At 64.6% G+C, this 18,396-nt stretch carries 16 protein-coding genes; 8 read left to right on the top strand and 8 right to left on the bottom strand.

Translation table 11 applies throughout. From position 1 onward, the window contains the following. The first annotated feature begins 149 nt into the window (after positions 1-149). The 3 genes from QYM46_RS02450 (at position 150) to fabG (ending at position 3,487) form a co-directional block, all read left to right on the top strand. Positions 150-1,385, top strand: coding sequence for a CaiB/BaiF CoA transferase family protein (locus QYM46_RS02450; protein ID WP_432790712.1), 1,236 nt, complete (start codon positions 150-152; stop codon positions 1,383-1,385). A gap of 31 nt (positions 1,386-1,416) precedes the next feature. Further along, the gene (locus tag QYM46_RS02445) at positions 1,417-2,580 is read left to right on the top strand and encodes an acyl-CoA dehydrogenase family protein (protein WP_432790711.1); all 1,164 of its coding nucleotides are present in this window, start codon (positions 1,417-1,419) and stop codon (positions 2,578-2,580) included. Positions 2,581-2,677: 97 nt separating this feature from the next. Beyond that, positions 2,678-3,487 carry a 3-oxoacyl-ACP reductase FabG gene (gene fabG, locus QYM46_RS02440; RefSeq protein ID WP_432790710.1) on the top strand — a complete coding sequence of 270 codons (810 nt, stop codon included), beginning with the start codon at positions 2,678-2,680 and terminating at the stop codon, positions 3,485-3,487. A 181-nt stretch (positions 3,488-3,668) separates the two neighbouring features. On the opposite strand, the gene QYM46_RS02435 is transcribed toward fabG, so the two are convergent. Both QYM46_RS02435 and QYM46_RS02430 read right to left on the bottom strand, forming a co-directional pair. Further along, complete coding sequence (locus tag QYM46_RS02435; RefSeq protein WP_432790709.1) at positions 3,669-4,982, bottom strand: acyltransferase family protein; 1,314 nt, start codon at positions 4,980-4,982, stop codon at positions 3,669-3,671. 98 nt (positions 4,983-5,080) lie between these two features. Further along, a complete protein-coding gene (locus tag QYM46_RS02430) occupies positions 5,081-7,018 on the bottom strand; it encodes an amidohydrolase family protein (RefSeq protein ID WP_432790708.1) in 1,938 nt (645 codons plus the stop codon). Positions 7,019-7,198: 180 nt separating this feature from the next. On the opposite strand from QYM46_RS02430, the gene QYM46_RS02425 reads away from it, so the two are divergent. Further along, the gene (locus QYM46_RS02425) at positions 7,199-7,690 is read left to right on the top strand and encodes a hypothetical protein (protein ID WP_432790707.1); all 492 of its coding nucleotides are present in this window, start codon (positions 7,199-7,201) and stop codon (positions 7,688-7,690) included. Positions 7,691-7,709: 19 nt separating this feature from the next. Here QYM46_RS02425 and QYM46_RS02420 read toward each other — a convergent pair whose 3' ends face one another. The 5 genes from QYM46_RS02420 to QYM46_RS02400 form a co-directional block, all read right to left on the bottom strand. Then, on the bottom strand, positions 7,710-8,510 hold the full coding sequence (locus QYM46_RS02420) for a gamma-glutamyl-gamma-aminobutyrate hydrolase family protein (protein WP_432790706.1): 801 nt from the start codon (positions 8,508-8,510) through the stop codon (positions 7,710-7,712). Positions 8,511-8,590: 80 nt separating this feature from the next. Continuing rightward, entirely contained in the window at positions 8,591-9,310 is a 720-nt protein-coding gene (locus QYM46_RS02415; RefSeq protein ID WP_432790705.1) for a gamma-glutamyl-gamma-aminobutyrate hydrolase family protein, read from the bottom strand. Beyond that, on the bottom strand, positions 9,307-10,065 hold the full coding sequence (locus QYM46_RS02410; protein WP_432790704.1) for a substrate-binding periplasmic protein: 759 nt from the start codon (positions 10,063-10,065) through the stop codon (positions 9,307-9,309). Before QYM46_RS02410 ends, QYM46_RS02415 begins: the two co-directional genes overlap by 4 nt. Continuing rightward, positions 10,062-11,540 (bottom strand): glutamine synthetase family protein, encoded by a 1,479-nt coding sequence (locus QYM46_RS02405; protein WP_432790703.1) that lies wholly within the window; start codon positions 11,538-11,540, stop codon positions 10,062-10,064. The genes QYM46_RS02410 and QYM46_RS02405 overlap by 4 nt, the downstream gene beginning before the upstream one ends. Before the next feature lie 72 nt (positions 11,541-11,612). Then, the gene (locus QYM46_RS02400) at positions 11,613-12,821 is read right to left on the bottom strand and encodes a cytochrome P450 (RefSeq protein ID WP_432790702.1); all 1,209 of its coding nucleotides are present in this window, start codon (positions 12,819-12,821) and stop codon (positions 11,613-11,615) included. Positions 12,822-13,227: 406 nt separating this feature from the next. Between QYM46_RS02400 and QYM46_RS02395 the strand changes: the two genes are divergently transcribed. The 4 genes from QYM46_RS02395 (at position 13,228) to QYM46_RS02380 (ending at position 16,619) form a co-directional block, all read left to right on the top strand. Continuing rightward, positions 13,228-14,565 (top strand): FAD-dependent oxidoreductase, encoded by a 1,338-nt coding sequence (locus tag QYM46_RS02395; protein WP_432790701.1) that lies wholly within the window; start codon positions 13,228-13,230, stop codon positions 14,563-14,565. A gap of 2 nt (positions 14,566-14,567) precedes the next feature. After that, the gene (locus QYM46_RS02390) at positions 14,568-15,020 is read left to right on the top strand and encodes a flavodoxin domain-containing protein (RefSeq protein ID WP_432790700.1); all 453 of its coding nucleotides are present in this window, start codon (positions 14,568-14,570) and stop codon (positions 15,018-15,020) included. A 106-nt stretch (positions 15,021-15,126) separates the two neighbouring features. Next, positions 15,127-15,891: a FadR/GntR family transcriptional regulator gene (locus tag QYM46_RS02385; protein WP_432790699.1), complete on the top strand. Its 765-nt coding sequence runs from the start codon at positions 15,127-15,129 to the stop codon at positions 15,889-15,891. Positions 15,892-15,902: 11 nt separating this feature from the next. Further along, positions 15,903-16,619, top strand: coding sequence for a cache domain-containing protein (locus QYM46_RS02380; RefSeq protein ID WP_432790698.1), 717 nt, complete (start codon positions 15,903-15,905; stop codon positions 16,617-16,619). A gap of 128 nt (positions 16,620-16,747) precedes the next feature. On the opposite strand, the gene QYM46_RS02375 is transcribed toward QYM46_RS02380, so the two are convergent. Continuing rightward, entirely contained in the window at positions 16,748-18,244 is a 1,497-nt protein-coding gene (locus QYM46_RS02375; protein ID WP_432790697.1) for an APC family permease, read from the bottom strand. Between the last annotated feature and the right edge of the window lie 152 nt (positions 18,245-18,396).

Here is an 18,396-nt window from a genome sequence, read left to right as displayed (position 1 = left end):
ATGCATGTACATTATTGACTGATTCGATATATGGTGGGATGGACCATACGCGCACCCTGCGTGCTCAAGACAGGATGCGCGAGCCGGGCGTTCCGAACCCGGCAGCACGCGGCGGCGCCGCCGGCCCGACGAGAGGGAGACATTCGACGATGAAGCAGTCGACCACTTCTGAGCACCACGACAGCGGCCCTGGGCACGACCACCACCGGTCACCTGCCCATGACCGCCTCGAGGAGTTCCTCCCGCGCGCGGGCACAGGTCCGCTGTCGGGGCAGATCGTCGTCGACTTCTCCCGTGTCCTCGCCGGCCCGTACTCGACGATGATGCTCGCCGACCTCGGCGCCACCGTCATCAAGGTCGAAGGACCGAAGGGCGATGACACCCGTCACTGGGCCCCGCCGGTGCGCGAGGACGACGCCACCTACTATCTGTCGATCAACCGCAACAAATACGACCTCGTCCTCGACTTCACAGACCCCGATGACCTCGCTACTGCGCAGAAGCTCGCGGCGCAGGCCGATATCATCGTCGAGAACTTCAAACCGGGTGGGCTGGCGAAGTACGGCCTCGACCACGACAGCATCGCCGCGACCAACCCGGCAGTCATCTATGCCTCGGTGACCGGATTCGGGCGTGAGAACCCGCTGCCCGGATACGACCTCCTCGTGCAGGCGCTGTCCGGGTTCATGTCGGTCACCGGCAGCCCCGACGGCTCGCCGTACCGCGCCGGCGTCGCCGTCTTCGACGTCATGACCGGGCTGCACACGACGATCGGCATCCTCGCCGCGATCCAGCACCGCACGCTCACCGGCGAGGGCCAGCTCGTCGAAACCAACCTCATGTCCTCGGCGATGTCCGGCCTGGCCAACCAGTCCGGCGCCTACGCCGCCGCAGGAGTGAATCCGACACGGATGGGCAACGCCCACCCGAGCCTCTACCCCTACCAGCCGATGGCCGCGAAGTCCGGCGAGATCATCATCGCCGCCGCCAATGACGGCCAGTTCCGGATCCTCGCCGAGGTGATCGGACGACCCGACTGGTGCGACGACGAGCGATTCGCCGCCGCGAAGAACCGCAACGCGAACCGCGACGCCCTCGAACCCGAACTGCTCGAGGCCCTCCAGGCACACACCGCCCAGGAATGGTTCGACAAGTTCTCGGCCGCCGGCCTGCCCTGTGCTCCGATCAACACGATCGCCGAAGGCGTCGAACACGCCACGAGCCTCGGCCTGTCACCGGTCGTGGACACCGGCACCGGCGAACGCGTCATTCCGACCGTCCGCAACCCGATCACCCTGTCGAGATCGCAGGTCTCCTACGACCTCGCTCCTCCGGAGCTCGGAGCCGACTCCGATCGGGTCCGCGCCTGGCTCGACAGCCTCTGAACCGTTCACCACAGACGAAGGAGATCCAACAATGGACAACACGGAACTCGACGACATCCTGTCTGCCGTCCGAGAATTCGTCCGCGAGAAGGTCGTCCCCCTCGAGACCCAGGTCGAGGACGAGGACGCTTTCCCAGAAGCCATCATCAAGGAATCCGCCGAAATGGGACTCTTCGGCTGGGCCCTGCCCGAGGAATACGGCGGCCTCGGCCTCAATGCCGAACAGGACGCGCTGCTCGCTATGGAACTCGGCTACACGACCCCGTCGTTCCGGTCCCTGTTCGGCACGAACAACGGCATCGCCGGACAGGTGCTCGTCAACTACGGCACCGATGAGCAGAAGTCCGAATGGCTGCCCCGCCTGGCCGCCGGCGAGGTCGTCGCCTCCTTCGCCCTCACCGAGTCCGAGGCCGGTTCCGACCCCTCGGGCCTGCGCACCAAGGCCGAACGCGTCGGCGACGACTACATCATCAACGGCTCCAAGCGGTTCATCACCAACGCCGAGGCCTCCGACGTCCTCATGGTCTTCGCCCGCACCGACCCGAACGCCACGGGCTCGAAGGGAATCTCCGTCTTCCTCGTGCCCACGGACACCGCGGGCGTGACCGTCGGACCGCACGATCACAAGATGGGTCAGGCCGGCGCCTGGACCTCGGAGATCTTCTTCGACGACGTCCGCGTGCCTGCCGCCAACCTCATCGGCGGCGAGGAGGAGAAGGGCTTCTACGCGGCCATGGCCTCGCTCAACAAGGGACGTCTGCACATCGCCGCGATCTGCGTCGGACAGTCGATCCGCATCCTCGACGAATCCGTGCGTTTCGCCGCCGAGGCGAAGCAGGGCGGCGAGCCGATCGCCCGGTTCCAGCTCGTCCAGGCGATGCTCGCCGACATCTACACCGATGTCGCCGCCGCCAAGTCGCTCGTCCTCACGGCCGCTGGGCGCTGGGACGCCGAGACCGATCGCAAGCTCGGCCCCTCTTCGGCGAAGCTCTTCGCCTCCGAAGCACTCGCCCGCGTCGCCGACAAAGGCGTGCAGATCCAGGGCGGAATGGGCTATATGCGCGAATCCGCGGTCGAACGCTTCTACCGTCACGCCCGCCTCTTCCGCATCTACGAAGGCACCTCCGAAGTCCAGCGCGTCGTCGTCGCCAAGCAGCTGCTGGGTGGCGCACACAAACCGCAGTTCAACCTCTGAGCTGGGCCCTCACTGCACCTGAACGACCAATGACACGGGCCGCCTCGGCGAGGTCAGCCTCGTGTCGCGGCACCACACCCACACGAAAGGCATCACCATGACTGAATCCACGCCCGCGAATTCCGGCATCACCGTCACCGACACCGGCGGAGTCACCGCCATCCCCGGCCTGCTTGCCGGCAAGGTCGCCGTCGTCACCGGCGGAGCCCAGGGGCTTGGCCTGGCGATGGCGCGCAGCCTCGTCGACTCCGGAGCGAAGGTCGTCCTCGCCGATATGAATGAGGAGAGCCTGCAGGCGGCCGTGATCGAACTCGGCGGAGACGGCATCGCCACCGGCGCCGTGTGCAACGTCTCCGACCTCGAGGCCGTCGAGAAGCTCGCCGAGGCGGCCACGACCGCATTCGGCGGTATCGACATCTGGGTCAACAACGCCGGCATCACCCGCGATGCGACGATCCGGAAGATGACCGAGCAGCAGTTCGACGACGTCATCTCCGTCCACCTGCGCGGCACATGGAACGGGCTCAAGGTCGCCACCGCGCTCATGCGCGAACAGGACCGCGGCGGCTCGATCATCAACGTGTCCTCGATCAGCGGCAAGGTCGGCAACCCCGGACAGTCGAACTACTCCGCCGCGAAGGCGGGCATCGTCGGCATGACGAAGGCCGTGGCCAAAGAGGTCGCGTTCAAGAACATCCGCATCAACGCGATCCAGCCCGGTTTCATCAACACCGCCATGACCGCGGCCATGCCGCAGCACGCGATCGACTCGAAGCTCGCCGAGATTCCGCTCGGCCGTCCCGGCGAACCCGAGGAAGTCGCCTCCGTCGTGCTGTTCCTCGCCTCCGGACTGTCGAGCTACCTCACCGGCACCGTCACCGAGATCTCCGGCGGCCGCAACATCTGATCGAGTTCGCCCTCGCCGAGGCGGCCCGACGTTCCTGTCGCACCTTTGCCGAGGCGGATCACCCGATCACCGTGAGAAACGGCCCGACGTCCCCGCGGGGACGTCGGGCCGTTGTCATTCCGTATCTCCGCGTCCGACGCGGCAACGTTTCACCGTAACGGTCCGGCCGCCTCGGCGAGGATCAGGTCTTGGCGGATCGTCGGCCGGGCAGGCGGACCACGCCGCAGGCGACCATGCCGATGAGCGGCAGCAGCGGCCAGATCCAGGTGACGCCGTGGCCGTCGACCATTCCGGTGTCGGCCAGGATGGCCAGGCCCGCGCAGATGGCCACTGAAGCGGCGATCGGCATCCACACGGGAGGAGCGGGACGATCGTCGGGGGACGGTGTTTCGAACCGGCCGAAAATCGCCACGAGCACCCCGGTGGTCGCCAGCAGAACGAGTGCCCACAGCGGACGGGTCAACCACCAGATCCCGGACAGCGGAGTCGGCAGCAGGGCATTCGCGTCGAGGCCGATGAGGACGTTGGCCAGGGCCGTCAGTGCAGTCAGGTGCCAGAGGAACCAGGTCATGATGCGCTGGTTGACGAGCACCGTGAGGAACCACAGTCCGGGGCTGCGCAGGAGTGCGGCCAGCGGACGCCTAAGCATGAGCACGATTCCGGCCTGAGCCATGCCGAGGAAGGCCATGGTCACACGGGTCGGGGCGGAATTCGAGATCGTGTCGGTGCCTGCGGTGATCATCGACACCGGGTACGGGCCGAAGCCGACGAGGAGCCCGAGCCCGGCGGCGCCGATGACGAAGAGCAGCAGGCAGCGTTTGATGCTGGAGAGTCGGCCGTCGAGCCAGGCGTAGCCGAACTGGTGGAAGCTCGCCCAGACGAGCAGGTAGTTCGGATAGCCGGCGAGCCTGCTGTCTGCGACGATGCTGATGAGGTCGATGATGCCGGCCAAGCCGATGCCGGCGATGATCGACCACCAGCCCCATCTCTCCCACAGGATCAGACATGGTGGGGCGACGATGACGACGAGCAGATAGGCCGCGAGGAACCACGTCGGTACGAGTGCCATCTGGGATGCCAACTGGACCGATGCAGGCGCGGCCCCGGCGGCCAGAGCAATGACGCAGGTGACCAGCCAGACGATCAGCAGTGGGATGAGGGGCAGACCGAGTCGGCGCAGGCGCGCCCGCAGCCATTCGGCGTAGCCGGTCTGTCGCCGCCTGGCCGAACGCCAAGACAGTGCGTTGGAATAGCCGCCGACGAGGAAGAAGATCGGCATCACCTGGAACACCCAGGTCAGCGGGTGCGTCCACCTGGCCTGGTCGAGCAGACCATGCGGTTCGATGCCGCCGGTGGCGCTGACGGCGATGATCGTCCAGTGGCCGAGCACGACGACGGTGATCGCTGCGGCGCGGAGGAAGTCGACCTCGCGGCTGCGGGTGTCCGGGGTCGCCTCATCGACCTTGCGGGCTTGGGCCGGGAACGAGCGGGGCATGCGGGGACGTCCTTGTCGGTTGGTCGGGGAACGGCTGTTGAGGGAACGGCCGGTGCGGGTCGCATCCATCGCCGAGGTGGCCGGCCGCCTCGGCGAGGTCAGGCGCGGTATCTGATTTCGCCGCCGACGACGGTGAGCACGACTCGGGTGTCGCGGATCGCCTCGGCGTGGACGAACAGGGCTTCCTCGGAAGCATAGCCGAGGAGCCCGTCGGCCGACGTTTGTGAGAAGGTCGGGTCGCTCGACTGCGGGGCCGCCTCGGCGGTCACACCGGCAGCGGCGCGCGCGGCGACACTCGGGTGGTCAACGCTGAGCCCTTCGGCCACGCACGGGTCGGTGTCGACGAGGATGAAGTCGGCGTCCATGCCCGGCGCCAGATATCCGCGCCGGTCCTCGAGGCCGGCGGCGAAGGCCGGTCCCTGAGTGTGCAGACGGATGGCCTCGACGGCGCTCATTCGGCGGTGCGGCTGGAAGGTCGTGGATGACTCACCTGAAATGTCCGCCCTGGTCATCGCCGCATAGATCGCGGCGAAGGGGTTGGCGGGTTCGACGGGTCCGTCGGAGCCGAAGACGACGTGCGCGCCCGCCTTGAGCAGGTCCGGCCAGGCATAGGCGGCCAACTGCGCGGACTCGTCGATGAGGTGGAGCAGGTGCAGATCGGAGATGCAGTGGCGTGGCTGCATGGACGCGAGCACCCCGAGCTCGGCGAATCGGGCGACGTCGGACGGTTGGATGAACTGGGCGTGTTCGACGCGGTGACGCAGGGGTCGGCCGAACTTCTCCTCCGCGGCCCGCGTGGTGCCTTGCAGTCGCTCATAGACGGCGAGCACATGGTGGTTCGCCTGGTCGCCGATGGCGTGGATGGCCACGGAGATGCCCGCCTCGGTGGCGATGTGCGCCTGGTCGAAGAGTTCGTCCTCGGTCATCTGCGCGATGCCGAAGTTCTCGGTCTCGCCGTCGGTTTCGGGAAACGGTGAGGACATATGCGAGGTGTGCGAGCCGAGCGCCCCGTCAGAGAACAGCTTCAGCCCGCCGCACTGCAGCCAGTCGTCTCCGTCGCCGGTGTGCCAGCCGGTCTCGATTGCCCACGGCACCTCGGGTGAGCGGAGGAACAGCGTCACCCGCATGTCCTGTCGACCGGCTTCGTGCAGGTCGTTCCACCCCAGTGTCGCGGAGATGCCGTCGAAGTCATGGATCCCGGTCAGGCCCTGGGACAAGAAGAGTTCCTGCGTGGTGGCCAGCCGTTCGACCTGGTCCTCGCGGCTGGGTTCGGGGATGAAGCGGGCGACGAGGTCAGTGGCGTCTTCGCGCACCAGACCGGTGAGCTGGCCGTCGTCGTCGTGGACGAAGCTGCCGCCCGAGGGGTCATCGGTCGTGGAGTCGATGCCGGCGATCTCGAGGGCGTGGGCGTTGACCCACAGGGTGTGCAGGTCGAGTGACCACATCGCCACCGGGTGGTCGGGAACCTCGGCGTCGAGGAGTTCCCGGTCCGGATAGGACGGGTCCTCCCACTTGTTGAGGTCCCAGCCGGAGCCGACCACCCAGGTGCCCACCGGAAGCGAATCGGCGCGTTCGCGGATGGCCTCGACCGCCTCGGCGAGCGATTTCGTCTGGGACAGGTCGAGGTCGGTGAGCGAATCGGCGTACATGATCGAGTGGATGTGGCCGTCGACGAATCCGGGCAGAATGACCTGCCCGCCGCAGTCGATCTCGTCGATCTCGAGGCCGGGGATGACCGTGGTCGCACCGACCCCACCCGCCGAGGCGAGCGCCGCAGTCGTCGACGATTCCGCGGCGGCGATGTCGAGAAGTTCGGCCCGGGTGCCGACGGCGACGATGGTCGCCCCGTCGACGAGGAGCGCGTCGGGGGCCGGCTGCGTGAGGTCGAAGGTCGGGGCGGGGGCCGTGTCAGGGGCCGTGTCTGTGTTCGATGCGCTCGGGTCGGAGGCGATCGACGCAGGGGTGCTCGAGGCGGGGGTACTCGAGTCGGGCTGGGGTGCGAACGTGCGCACCACGGCGTTGGAGAACAGACGCATGGACACCAGTTTAGAGCGGGTGCGGCGAAGTCGCTGAGTGGTCCGATCACCACCCCTTCCTTGCTACCTGACGGCGGCCCAGATACCTCGCGCGAGGTTGCTGCGCCGCCGTAAGGTAGTAATTGGTGGGCGAAGGTGAGGGCGCAGCCCGTCTTTTCTACGAGGAGTAGAATTGAAGGCATGACTCACTTCTTCAGCACCGATGACTCGCGGCTGGCGGCGAGCGCTCGGATCATCCTGCCCGCCATCTGGCTCGGGCTCATCATCGGCATCTCCCTCATCGAGGCGCCGCTGAAGTTCACGGCCCCGGGCATCACGATCCCGTTGGGATTGGGCATCGGGCGCCTGGTGTTCGGCGTGATGAACTGGGTCGAACTGGTCATCGCCGTTATCCTGCTGTGGGCCCTGCTCAAGTCGGGAGTCGACCGCGCCTACCGCAGTGTGGCCTGCGGGCTCATCGCAGTGCTCATCATCAAGGTCATCGTCATCCGACCGCTGCTCAACCAGCGCACCGATGCGGTGCTCGCCGGGGTCGACGACGGCGGTTCGGCCCTGCACCTGTTCTACATCGCCGCCGACGGGCTGCTCATCGTCGGGTTGGTTGCCGCACTCGTGCTGGCAGTGCGCCGGTGGGTGACGATCCGGCCGGCCGTCGAGGCAGACGACAAATAGAGGAGGCCGCCGGGTCTGCTCAGACCGAAAGCGCAGCCACCTTCCGTTCCCTCACCTGATCGAGGAAAGCCGAGAAGAGGATCCGGCGGTCGCGGACATCAGCGCCGTTCTCTTCGGGGTGCCACTGCACTCCGAGGATCCAGGTGTTCTCGATCCGTTCGGTGGCTTCGACGACGCCGTCGGCGGCTCGTGCGGCCACGCGGAGACCCTCCCCCACTCGGTCAACGGCTTGGTGATGGCCGTTGCGCACCGTGAGTTCGTCCTGCCCGTAGAGGTCGTGGACGATGGTGCCGGGAGTCAGCGTCACGGTCTCATCGATGAACAGCGGCTGGCCCGGAGCACCCTTGTGCAGGTCGAACGGGTCGAGGTCGGGGATGAGCGATCCCCCGCAGGCGACGTTGAGCAGCTGCGAGCCCCGGCAGAGCGCAAGCAGGGTGGCATCCTCGGCGATCGCCGTCCGAATGATCGCGATCTCCCGATCGTCGGCCCGCCGGTCCTTGCCGTATTCGTTCGGCACCGGCTCGGTGTGCCCATACAGCCGGGCATCGACATCGCCTCCGCCGAGCACGAGGATTCCGTCGGCTCGGGTGACGGCATCCGCGTCCGGTGCACTCTCGCCTCCGACGTCGTGGATGGAGACCCGAGCACCGAGACGGTGCAGATCGTCGACGGCCGTGACGGTGAGGTCCCGCTGCAGAGCGACCGAATCCTCGGGCTGGCCGGGCATATTCAGCTGCACAACCACCGCGATCTCGACATCCGCTGTCTCAGCGGGTGCGGACCGCAGCACCTCGTCGTGGGTGAGGATGTTCAGATTCACTTTGCTCCTAGGACTGATGGATTCAACCACCGAGAATGTAGTTGATGCTGTGCACCGAGGCTCTCCGCCGTCATGACGGTTCAGACGGCGGCCCCGATGCGACGGTGCCTGCGGTCTCTCGCCTGAGCGACCACCCAGGCGAAGAGTGCACTGTCGACGGGTTCGGTCTCCGCACGATCTTCTGGGTGCCACTGCACCGCCACGATCGCATGGCTCGGATCCTCGACGGCTTCGATGCAGCCGTCGCTAGAGCGGGCAGTGACCTGCAGACCCTCGCCGAGGCGGTCGATGGCCTGATGGTGATAGCTGGAGACGTCGACCGCACCGGCCAGACCGAGGGCATCGGACAGTCTCGATCCCTCCGTCACCTCGACCGCATGGACGGCTCCGACATGGTCGACACCGGCGTCGGGCCAATGCTGATAGAGGCTGCCTCCGCGTTCGACGTTCCACAGCTGGAGTCCGCGGCAGATGAGCAGGGTGGGAATGCCCTGTTCTACAGCGGCGGCTATCGCGCGTGAATCGGCGTCATCCTGGTCGGCGAAGTCCGTGGCCGCGTACGTCTCATCGGGTTCCTGCCCATACCGTCTCGGATCGATATCTGAACCGCCCGGCAGCACGATGCCGTCGACATGGGACAGCAGTCCGCTGGTCACGACCGGTGGGATGATGACCGGTTCTCCCCCGGCCCGAGCGATGGCACGGAGCACGGCATCCGCCACGACGCTTCCGGAATGACGCAGCCCGTTCACCTGGGACGACGACATCGCGGGGACGCCGATGAGCGGCTTCTCACTCACGCCGAAGCTCCTTGGGAATCAACGGCGGCAGAAGTCGTCGCCTGTCCCGCTTCGAGGGTCTCGGCGGGGAACGGCAGATGAGGCATCCAGGCAGACCACACACGTTCGAGCGAGCCGTCCTCGATGACCTGTCGGATCCCTGCATCAAGCCGCGCCAGCAGATCTGGTCGTTCCTTCGACACTCCGACGCCCCAGGGATTCCGGGTCTGGGCAGTGAAGGCGAGATCGAACTCCGCTTCATCACCAAGGGGAACGGTGACCACATCGTCGTCGACCATGGCATCGACAGCATGGTCTCTGACCGCTTGGATCATGTCACCGAAGACATCATCGGTGGGGCCGAAGGGTATGAGTTCGGCTCCGGCGAAGGTCTCGGCCAGCGCCATGTTCGCGCTGCCCTCGATGGCGGCGACCTTGTATCCGTTCAAGTCCTCCGGACCGCGGGCAGGATCGCCGGCCCGCACCAGCACGGATTCGTTGAACACGGCATAGGGGCGGGTGAAGTCGAGCTGTGCCACGCGGGAGGGAATGATTCCCTGCCCGCACCACACACCGTCGGCCTCACCGCGCTGGACCGACGGAATCATGTCGTCCCAAGCCACCACGTGCCATTCGAGGCTGAGGCCGAGAGCATCGGCGACCAGCGCGGCGGCTTCAGGCTCGTAGCCGGTGCGGGTCGCTCCGCCGTCGATGGATTTGTCGAACAGAGGCGCGGCGGCCGAATCGATGCACGCCAAGCGCAGAACCCCGCTCACGGGATTGCCTGCCAGTACTGGTCGAACTCCCACTGCGTTAGCGCGCCACAGTACTGCGCCCATTCGTTCTCCTTCATCTCGAGATAGGTGTCTGCGAGCTGAGGAGGCAGTGCGGTGCGGATGAACTCGTTGTCGCGGAACGCCTCGACGGCGTCACCGAGTGTCCGCGGCAAGTCGACGCCCTTCGCTCCCGCTTCCGGAGGTTCGACCTGGTTGCCGATTCCATCCGCCGCGGCAGCAGCCAGCAGCGCGTGGGAAAGGTAGGGATTGACCGAGGCATCGGGGACCCGGACTTCTGCGCGCCCGTTCGAGGAGATGCGGATCATCGAAGCACGATCGTCCAGACCCCAGTCGGCGGTGGCCGGAGCGAACTGGCCCGGATCCCAGAAGCGCTTGTACGAGTTCACGGTAGAGGCGAAGATGAGCATCATCGCGGGAGCGTTCTTGACGATGCCGCCGACAACCCAGCGCCCGATCTGCGAGAGATGGAGGTCCTTGACTCCCTCATCCTCGAAGGTGTTGCGGCCGGTTTCGTCCCACAGGGAGATGTTGTGGTGGCATCCGGCACCCATTTCACCGATGAACGGCTTGGGCATGAAGGAGGCTTCAACGTCGAACTCGCGGGCGACCTGGGAGCAGATCTGCCGATAGGTGACCAGACGATCCGTGGTCCTCTCGATCTCGTCGAAATTCCAGTTGAGCTCGATCTGCCCCTTGTCCTCGTAGTCTCCTTCGATCATGTCGAATCCGAGGGCGTTGGCGTATTCGTGGACGCGCTTGTAGATGGGGCGCATGCCTTCGAGGTATTCGACTTGGTAGGCGGGGTTGTAACCGGGAATCGTCTTCGGCTTGATCGATTCGCCGACCCACACCATCTCCGGTTCGGTGCCGGATTTCATCGTCAGCCCGAAATGGTCCTTGAGCAGCTGGTGCGTGCGCTTCATATGGGCGCGGGAATCATGGAAGTTGGGTCGTCCGGCGATCTCACCGAGGTGGTCCGGCTCGTAGGTCGAGCAGAAGATCCGCCCGATCGACTTGTCCCAGGGGAGCTGGTTGAACGAGTCGGGCTCGGGCATCGCGACGAATTCCTTCGAGCGGATGTCCGCGCCGATGGGATTTCCGAACACGTCGTTCTGGAAGTCCATGAGCGCGTTTCTCGTGAAGTTCACGCCTTTGTCGAGATTGCGCACGATGTGCTTCGCCGGCACCATCTTCGCAACGGTGCGCGAACGCAGCGTCGGGACCATGTAGTAGAGGTATTCGACGCCCGAACGCTCGATCTTCTCTTTGATCTTCTCGACGGCGTCGTTGTCCATGTTCGCCAAATGGTGGCGCTCAAGGGCGCCGTTGTCGAGGAGATCGTTCTGGATCGAGTTCTTGAAGCCCTCTGCGAGGTTCGTGTCGGACGAATCTCTCCGGCGCAGAATCTCCTGCAGGCACGGATCTTCAGTGGTGGGCGGGGTCGTGATGGTCATCATTCCTCTTCTCGCTGACCGGCGACGATGCCGGTTTCTGGGTTCGGCTGGTGCCGAAGTGGTGTGCGGTTGTCAGCTGCGGACGTCGAACGTCAGCGGCAGACTGATCGGTCCGGTGTTGCCGGAGTCCGGCAGCCAGGAGTCGCCGCCGGGGCAGGCGAGATTGGTGATCCTGGCTGCCAGCAGAGGCAGCGCCTGACTCATATCGGCCCGGGCGATGTAGTGACCCAGGCAGTGATGGATTCCGCCGCCGAAAGTGAAGTGGGGCTTTCTGTCTTCAGCCGTGATGTCGATGTCCGGATCGGGGTAAGCGCGTTCATCGGTCCCCGAACTGTGAGTGAAAAGATGCACCGTGGTGCCGGCTTCGAAGTGCACTCCTTGGAACTCGAAGTCCTCGATGACTTCCCGCGTCACCCACCTGGTCGTCGGATTGACGCGCAGCACTTCCTCGAGCGCAGACTTGGCCAGTTCGGGCCGCTGCGCAAGGATCTCCCACTGCTCGGGGTTCCGAATGAACGTCTGAATGGCCAGGCCGAGCTGATTGCGTGTGGTGTCCATACCGCCGAAGAGCATGAGCACCAGCGCGTTTCTGAGCTCTTCGGCATCCAGCTTGTCTCCCGATTCGCTGAAGTGGATCAGTCGCGACACGACGTCCTGACCGGGCTCGGCGCGACGTTCTTCGATGAGGTCTTCGACAAACGCATACAGTTCGCGAACAGCCTGGTCGACTTCGTCGATCTTCTCTTTGACCTCGACCGACAGTGCGTAGCCGACGGTGTTGGCGCGGGAGGCGATGAACGGCCAGTGCTTGTGGTCGAGCCCCATCATCGCGCACAGTGCCCGCGTCGCGAACGGCTCCGCGAAGTCCCGCACGAAGTCGCATTCGCCCTTGTCGATGATGGCGGCGATGAGCTCCTCGGCGATCTCTGCGAACTCCGGCTCGAGCTTGCGTGCCATCGACGGAGAGAACGCGGGATTGAGCAGCCGGCGAATCCGGTGGTGCTCGTCGCTTTCGAGAACGAGCAGATTCTTACTCCACCATTCGTGGAAGGCACCCGAGTGGACGCCGTGATGTTCCGGCCAGCGCGCACTGCCCTGCGACAGCTTCTGGTCTTTGAGCAACGCGGCGACCTCGTCGTAGCGCAGCACCGCGAATCCGTAGTTGGTCTTGGCGATCCACGACTGCTCACGTGCGTTTCTGACTCGCTCGGATGCCATGGCGAATTCCGGATCTGAGATGTCGAGATACGGAATCTCTGCTGTATCGACCGTCGTGGTCATCGTTCACACTCCCGCGAATCCTCGTTGATCTAGGTTTGAACTAAACCTTCATTTCTGAATGAATGAACTCTATGAATCAAATCACAACCGGAGCGGTACCGCAAGACCTCTGCACCAAACTTCGAATCCGGCAGAGAGTGCGGCTAGCTCCGAGATCAACGGGAAGGACCGCTGACTGGGCGCCCGAGCGACACGCTCGGAAGCGCGGCCCCAGGACGGAGGGCTTGCCGAATCATTGTTGATCCGTAATGATTGAGAAACAGATGTTATTGATTTCTGTCCCCGGTCGCTGTCAGGAGCCTCGGCTCCAACGTCACTGAGTCACAGACGAATCCAGCGACCACGACGACTGGTGGACGATCACCGGAGTTCAATGGAGAAATCGTCGACCAATGGAGGCCGAACAATGAATGCCCAGACACCCAGCCGCATCGCGGTCGTCGGCAGCGGGCCCGGAGGATGCTTCACGGCACAGGCACTGAGACGACACTGGAAAGATGCAGAGATCACGATTTTCGATCGGCTTGCAGCGCCTTACGGACTCATTCGCTACGGCGTCGCCGCCGACCATCAGCACACGAAGGCCGTGACCCGGCAGTTCGATCGCAACTTCGACTCCGATGAATTCCGCTTCGCGGGAAATGTCGAAGTCGGAAGTGACATCAGCCTGGCCGATCTCAGAAGCGCCTTCGACATCGTTGTCCTGGCCACCGGGCGGTGGCGTGATCGCGCGCTGACGGTGCCGGGTTCCCACCTGGACGGGGTGCTGGTCTCGGGCGACATCGTTAACGCCCTCAATACCGTTCCGCGTCCAAACCTGCCGATGCCCGCCATCGGCGAACGAGTCGTGGTTGTGGGAGCCGGCAATGTCGCTCTCGATATCGTTCGCTTCCTCATCAAGACCGCCGCCGACTATGACAACAGCGACGTCAGCCCGGAAGCGCTCGGGACGTATCTTGCACGGCCCGCCCGTGAGATCACGGTGCTCAGCCGCTCTCCGATCGCGTCGGCCAAGGCCGATGTCGCTATGGTGCGCGAGCTCGGGAAGATCCCTGGAGTCGCCTTCACCGTCGCCAACTCCTCATCCGCTGCAGAGGACAACACCCTCGGCCTCAAACGGGAGGCGGCCTTCGCCGACCTCGCATCCATCGCACCCGAGGAGACACGAGCGGAGGTCCGCTTCGTCTTCGGCACCGCCCCCTCACGCATCCGGGGCACCGACCATGTCGAGTCGGTCCACCTCGCAGAGGCGCCTGCCGGTGTCGACAGCGTAATCACGGCCGATACCGTCATCTCCGCGATCGGTTTCGATGTCAACGCTCCGGGCCATTGGCACTATGCAGAGGAATACGACTTCGCCCCGTCGGACGGACCGGGGCGCCTCGAATGCGGCCTCTACCGCGCAGGGTGGCTCAAACGCGGCCCGGTTGGAGCGATCCCGGCCAACCGGGCAGACGCCCACCAAGTTGCGAAGGAGATCATCGCCGATGTCGAGTCCGGTCGGTGCCCCATCGGAGACGACCCCGGCGGCTTCGCAGCACTCCCGGAAGACCTTCGCAGCAAGGCCGTGAGCTTCGCCGACTGGCAGCAGATCGATGCGGCCGAAGTCGCCAATGCCGAACCGGCGCGAATCCGCACGAAGTTCAGAACCCATGCCGAGATGCTCGAAGCAGTCGAGGATCTCAGAACGAACGGCAATGCCGCCGCACAGACCGCACCGACACACTCAATGGTGAAAGGATAGCCATGAACATCGTCGTCCTCTACGGAACCGAGTCGGGAAACTCCGAGCTCATCGCTCAGGACCTCTCGGACAAGCTCAATGCAGACGGACAGTCCGCCGAAGTCTTCGATCTGCAGGACTTCGAACCGGAGTCCATCACACCGGAGAGCTTCTACATCGTCGTGTGCTCAACACACGGCGACGGCGAACTGCCGAACACCGCGCAGGACTTCTTCGAGAAGTTCTCTCAGTTCGAGGGAGATCTGACCGGAGTCCGCTACGCGATGTTCGGCCTCGGGGACAGTTTCTACGAAGAGAGATACTCCCAGGGCAGCGAGCACATCGACCGCCGTTTCACCGAACTCGGCGCGCAGCGGGTCGGCGAATACGGCCGCCACGACGCGTCTTCCTGGGATCTGCCGAGCGATGTCGCGCTCGAGTGGCTGCCTGCAGTCGTCGCTGCCGCCGACGCCTGAGCCGACGGCAGCCGCACCCCTGAAGCCGGCGCCGCAGTCGTCTGGACGAATACGTCCAGACGGTAGGATCGAGCCAGGCGGAGCAACCACAGGAGGTGCAGGACTGTTGAGCCAGGCATTCAGGTACGTGCTTGCTTCTCACGGATCGAGTGGACCGTTCGGCTATGGCGACGCCCTGGCCGATCAGATCGTCTCGGCGATCTCGCTGGGGTCGATCTCCGTCGGCGAGCGCCTGCCTGCCGAGATCGAGCTGGCCGGGGAGTTCAATGTCGCCGTGGCGACATTGCGGAAGAGTCTTGCCCTGCTGCGCGACAAGGGCATCGTCGAGACCCGTCGTGGTCGCGGCGGCGGGACGTTCATAGTCAGGGTCCCATTCCCCTCGGACGAACAGATCAGCACCTATCTTGCGAGCCTGTCGATCGTGGCCTACCGCGACTACGGCGATGAGCACACGGCCGTCGCCACCGGCATCGCCCGCCTGGCCTGCCAACGAGCCCACTCGCAGGCCATCAGCGAACTCCGTCACGCCGCACAGCGGCTCGACGAGGCGACGACTCTGGCGGAATGTTCGGCCGCCGATTCCCGATTCCACACTCAGCTGGGTGTCGCCTCCCAATCCCCGAGGCTGCTGCGCGCGTCAATGCGCCTGCAGAGTGAGATCCTGGCCCTGAAATGGTCCCCCGCCGGCGTCGCCGCTCAGAAGAGCGAAGTCCTGGCGGACAACGCCGAGATCGTCGAAGCTGTCGCCGCTCACGATATCGAACGCGCCGAGCGTGCGGTCGAGGCCAACATCAGAAAGACCGTCTACAGCCTCATCGACGTTAAGCTGACAATCGAATCCAACGGTGCTGACCAACTGACTGTGGAGTGAGTAGGAGCGACATGACCAACGCGACAGTGCATGACGCAGCACGCGAGATCTCGGTCTGGGCCGATGGCTTGTTCCGCGGACTCGAGGACCTCGAAAGGAAGCTCAGCGCCCATCTCACCGCCGACTTCGCCGGAGAGCCGCCGTTCGAAGTCGGACGGAAGGCTCGCACCGCCCTGGGTGCCGATGTCGCCGAATTCCTTGGAGCCCATTCCGGATTCGACGGTGCCGGGCTCATCTTCAAACTCGATCTGCTCGAGCCGTCAACGGCACGCATCGAATGGTGGATCACCGACGGCGATGACATCTCGCGCAGAGATTTCATCCTCGATCGCAGCTCGGACCGCTTCTATGACTATGAGTACTTAGAGTGGTTCGAGGGCGGCTTCAACGCCGGGACGAGGACTCTGGCGGGCCCGTATATCGATCACCTCGGGGTTGATGACTATATCGTCACGCTCACCGTTCCGTGCCACGTCGGCGACCGCAGGGTCGGGGTAGCAGGAATCGACATCCTCATGAACGACGTCGAGTCGCAGCTGATTCGGGTGCTCGCACCGCTCGGACATGGGGCGGCGCTGCTCAGCCGGCACAATCAGGTCCTCGTCGGAAATTCGGGAGAGCTGAGCACCGGGGTGCGCATCGCCGTGATGCCTCCGGGATATTCGCGGCTTCCGCTGGACGTGGCAGGCGTGGATCTCAGTCTCCTCTATCGCGACGACGAGAGCTGAACCGGAATCGGAGAGCGGCCCCTATCGTGATGACAGGGGCCGCTTTCGCCGCTCCGGCTCAGGACTCCGTCAGCTGAACCTCTGTTCCGGAGTCAGTCGGCTCGGCCGGTGCTCCGGAGTCCGTCGGCTCAGCCGAGCTTCGTCTTCTCCGGTACCGCGTGCGCGAACTCAGTGGCGTCACCGCCGGCTCTCCCCCGACGCTCGGGGTGGGAGAGGAACAGATACAGCGCACCGATTCCGACGACGGCCAGTGACATGAGGCCCACGATCCACGCGTCGTACCAGGGCACGTCCGGCACCGGCCATACGACGATCACCATGGCGAACACCTGATAGGTCAGAGCGGTGATCGAGATCAGCCAGCCCCATCGGCCCATTGTGAACTCTCCGCTGGGCTTCCAGCCCTTCACTCGCGCCCTGATCGAGGCGAACACCACCGAGGCGAATGCCAGGTAGATTCCGAAGGAGGCGAAGGAGATGATCGCCAGGAGCGCATTCTCGCTCAGCAGCGAGATGAGGATGACGGCCGATGGGATCGCACCGGCGACGATGAGTGCATACGGGGGAACCGCACGAGTTCGGCTGAACTTCGCGAGCATATGCGAGAACGGAAGCTGATTGTCGCGACCCATCGAGTACATCAGGCGCGAGGCGGCCGCCTGCAGGGAGATCGTGCAGGACAGGAACGACACCAGGACGACCGCCATCACCAGCTTGAAGCCGACCGGACCGAACGCCTCGGTGAAGATGACGGTGATCGGGTCCGGGATCGTCCCGTTGATGATGTCCTCGAAGCTGCCCACTGCCAGAATCAGTCCGAGCGCGATGAACATCGAGGCGAGGCCGCCGACGTAGATCGTCATCCGCATCGCTTTGGGGATGACTCGTCCGGGGTTGCGCACCTCCTCGGCGACGTCGCCGTTGGCTTCGAAGCCGTAGTAGAGGTAAATGCCCATGATCGCGGCACCGATGAAAGCGAGCGCGAAGGGCGTCTGATCTTGAATATCTGCCGGGCGGAAGTCCTGGAACAGAACCGACAGGTCGTGCTTGCGTACGGTGAGCAGCAGCCATACGCCGATCGCCGCGGTTGCGAAGATCTCGACGACGAAGCCGACGAAGGCGACATTGGCGAGGAACTTCGTCCCGCACAGGTTGGCGATGGTGGCGAGGAGAATGATGAACAACGCCAGCAGGACGTTTGCGATCGGGGACATCTCGATGCCCAGGAGGGCACCGAGGAAAGGTCCGGCCCCGTAGGCCACCGAGGCGATGGTGACGTTGATGGCGATCATGTAGATCCAGCCGCTCATCCACCCCCACTTCTTCCCCCACAGATGTTTGTTCCAGGGGTAGATTCCGCCGGCGATCGGGTACTGGGAGACCACCTCGCCGAAGACGGTGGCCACAAGAAGCTGTCCGGCTCCGGCGAGGATCAGCATCCAGAATGCCGGCGGGCCGGCTAGTGCCATTGACGCGGCGAAAGTCGCATACACGCCGACGACAGGCGACAGATAGGTGAATCCCAGGGCAAGGTTGCCCCAGAATCCCATATCTCGTTTGAAATCTCCGACCTCGTGGTGAGCATCGCTGCCCGCAACGGGGTCGAGTGGTGAGTGAGTGTCCATGCTCCCGATTCCTTCTTTGGAGTCGAAGCTCGCCTACCGCGGCGTTCGGTCCGGCAGCAGTCCGTTCGCACTACGTATTCGACGTGGCCGACGCTGACGGGCGCGAAATGCCGATAGGGCAAGGTTCGCTGAACTAAAACATATGGAACTGT

The organism is Brevibacterium sp. K11IcPPYGO002 (genome assembly GCF_050920635.1).
Classification (GTDB): domain Bacteria; phylum Actinomycetota; class Actinomycetes; order Actinomycetales; family Brevibacteriaceae; genus Brevibacterium.
This window is presented reverse-complemented; position numbering and strand designations above follow the sequence as displayed.